The 2971-nt window shown below is 69.9% G+C and carries 2 protein-coding genes and 1 pseudogene; 2 read left to right on the forward strand and 1 reads right to left on the reverse strand.

The genetic code is table 11. The features are described from left to right. Nucleotides 1–691 (reverse strand): annotated as a pseudogene (locus GT354_RS02485) (hypothetical protein); the annotation flags it as partial. 189 nt (nucleotides 692–880) lie between these two features. Here GT354_RS02485 and GT354_RS02490 point away from each other — a divergent pair. Both GT354_RS02490 and GT354_RS02495 read left to right on the forward strand, forming a co-directional pair. Beyond that, nucleotides 881–2188, forward strand: coding sequence for an FxsB family cyclophane-forming radical SAM/SPASM peptide maturase (locus GT354_RS02490; protein WP_237534299.1), 1308 nt, complete (start codon nucleotides 881–883; stop codon nucleotides 2186–2188). Nucleotides 2189–2350: 162 nt separating this feature from the next. Continuing rightward, nucleotides 2351–2971 (forward strand): hypothetical protein (locus tag GT354_RS02495; RefSeq protein ID WP_161354499.1); only part of this gene is annotated, 621 nt, incomplete at its 3' end.

Here is a 2971-nt window from a genome sequence, read left to right on the forward strand (position 1 = left end):
GGTCGCCGGCGGTGCGTGGGGGGCCGATCGTGCCGGTGCTCGTCGGGGCGTCGGGGCCGGTGCCCGGCGCGGGTTTGCGTTGGCCCGGCACGGGATCGGGCCGGCTGGGGGCCGTGCAGGCGCGGGTCGGGAGGGCGGCGGTCGGGAAGGTGGGGGTCACGCCGACCCAGTCGCCCGGCAGGAGTGGTGGCAGGGCCTCGCGGATGCCGGCGTGGACCGCGCGGGCGAGTTGTCGGACGGCGTCGTGGTACAACTCCGGTTCGGTGCCCAGGGATCGGCGCATCACGTCACGCAGGCCACGGTCGAAGTAGGGGGCCAACGGGCCGGATTCGAGGGCGGGCGGCCCGGGCAGTCCCGCCGGGGGTTTGCGCACCGGCGCCCAGCGCACCAATACCCGAATGACGTCCGCGGCCGGGCGACGCTCGGGACGGCGGTCGAATCGCCGTTCGAACACTGCCCAATTCAATCCGCAGCCGGCGTCGGCGTAGTACTCGGGCGAGCACAACGCGACCAGTACGGCGGCGTCGACGGCGGGTGTCGAGTCGCGCAGACTCGATGCGCTTGCGCTGCACAGCACCCCGTCGACGGCGGATCCGGTGAGGTTGGTCAACGCGGCGCACAGGTCCGCGTGAAAGCGTTCGACGTACGGACGGGACTCCGCTGCCGCGAAACTGGTAAGGAAATCGGCCATGAGGGGACCCCTCCGTCAATTCTGGTGCGTCGCGCTCGAATTCCGCTGAAACTTGGCCGATCGGTGACTCCATGGAGGCAGGGGGCGTCAGTACCGTACAGAGGGGGAACCACTATGCCGCCGCGGGGACTCAGGGCATAACCGGCGTGGCCGGATACGGGGGAAGTGCAAGTGAAGGGTTCTGGTTCGATGCGGATGCGAGTGATCGACGTCGTTCCGGGCCAGGCGCCGACGTTCGACTCGGCGACCGCGCCCGTCGAGCCGTGGCCGGGGCGCGCGGACCCGGACGACGCCTCGGTGGGGCGGCCGTTCGACCAGTTCGTGGTCAAGATCCACGGTCGTTGCAATCTGGCTTGCGACTACTGCTACGTCTACGAGATGCGCGACAGCGGTTGGCGGGATCGGCCGCGGGTGATGGCGGCCGAGGTCGCGGATCGGCTGATCGCGCGCATCGTCGAACACGTGGACCGTCATCGGCTCGGGCGCGTGCGGGTGATCCTGCACGGTGGGGAGCCGTTGCTCGCCGGCCCGGAGCCGATCGAGCGGTTCGCCGCGGCGATTCGCCACCGGCTGGCGGCGGTCGGCGCGACGGCGCAACTGGTGGTGCAGAGCAACGGAGTGCTGCTCGACGCCGCGCTGCTCGACGTGTTGGCCCGGTACGACATTCGGGTGGGTCTGAGTCTGGACGGCGACCGTGTCGCGCAGGACCGGCATCGGCGGCGTGCCGACGGTCGCGGTACGCACGCGGACGTGGCGCGCGCTCTTGCCCTGCTCGAACTTCCCCGTCACCGCGGGCGGTTGGAGGGCCTGCTGTGCACGGTTGATCTCGCCAACGAGCCGCGGGCGACGTGTGCGGCGCTGCTTGCCCATCGGCCGCCGATGATCGATTTCCTGTTGCCGCACGGTACTTGGGATCATCCGCCGCCGTCGGGGTGCGGTGACGGTCCTTACGGGCGGTGGTTGGCGGCGGCGTTCGACCATTGGTGGGACGCGGGTCGGCCGGTGCGGGTTCGGCTGTTCGACGCGGTTCTCGACCTGTGGGCGGGTGGTGCGGGCGGGAGTGAGGCGGTCGGGCTCGCCGCCGCCGACGCGGTGGTGATCGAGACCGACGGGACGTATCAGCGCACGGATTCGCTCAGGGCGGTGGCGGACGGCGCGACGGCGACCGGTCTCGACGTGTGGCGCCACCCGCTGGACGCGGCCTCGGCTCTGCGGGCGCTCGAACAACCGACCGGCGGTCTCGACGCGCTGTGCGGAATCTGTCGTTCGTGTCCGGTGGTTCGGGTGTGTGGTGGTGGTTTGCGGGCGCATCGACACGGTCGGGGCAAGGGGTTCGACAATCCTTCCGTGTACTGCCGTGACCTGGCGATCCTGGTGGGGCACGTTCGGTTTCGCATGGCCGAACGCTTGTCGGGGCGGCGGGCAAGTGCGGTGGACGGAGCACGTGTTGGCGAGGCCCGCGAGGTCGTCGTCGGGCGGTCTGCTGCGTTCGATTGAATCCGCGAGGAGACAAGCGGGTACGCATTACCTTGACGCTCAGGGTTTCCTACACTGAGCGCAGCGAGACGTATCCATGCCGGAGTTTCCGACCTGCGCCGCACACGAGCGCAGACCATCGCCGGCGGCGGTCAACGGGGGAACGGGTGCTTGGAGGACGTCATGGGGCCACTCTTCTATACGAGCTATGCCACGTCGGCCGGGGATCGCGGCCGGGTCCAGCGGTTTCACACCGATATCCAAAATGAGCTGTACAGCCGGTTCGGGCGGCACCTCAGCGAACGCGGCAGGCTCAAGCAGCCGGAGCCGGCGCCCGTGTCGGAGCCCGCCGTGCTGGACTGTCGCAGCATGCTGGCGTTGTACTCGGATGCCTACCTCTCCGGTGAGGACAGCGTCCAGGAGTGGTCGATCTTTCACGAGCGGATGGCCAGGCACACCCGCCAGACCGGTCGCGACGCGCAGGCCCTGGTGGGTGTGGTGTGGCGGGCGTCGGGCCTCGTGCTGCCCCGGGCCGTCACCGACGTGGGCCCGTTGTTGCCCGGTACGGGTGCGGAGTATCCGGCCGCCGACGTGGACGAACTGATGCGCGACCCCGCGCACTGGGACGGTTACCGTCGGCTGGTTCGCGAGATCGCCGACCGGCTGTCGGTGGGCGCGGCGGTGGAGTTGCCGGCGATGTCCGAGACCGACGCCAAGGAGGTCGTTCCCAGGTTTGCCATGGATGCAGTTGCCATGGATCCGATCGCCACGGATCGAGTCGCCGCGGATCGACGCGTCGTGAGC

Origin of the sequence: Streptomyces sp. SID3343, from assembly GCF_009865215.1 — a bacterium.
GTDB lineage: Bacteria > Actinomycetota > Actinomycetes > Streptomycetales > Streptomycetaceae > Embleya.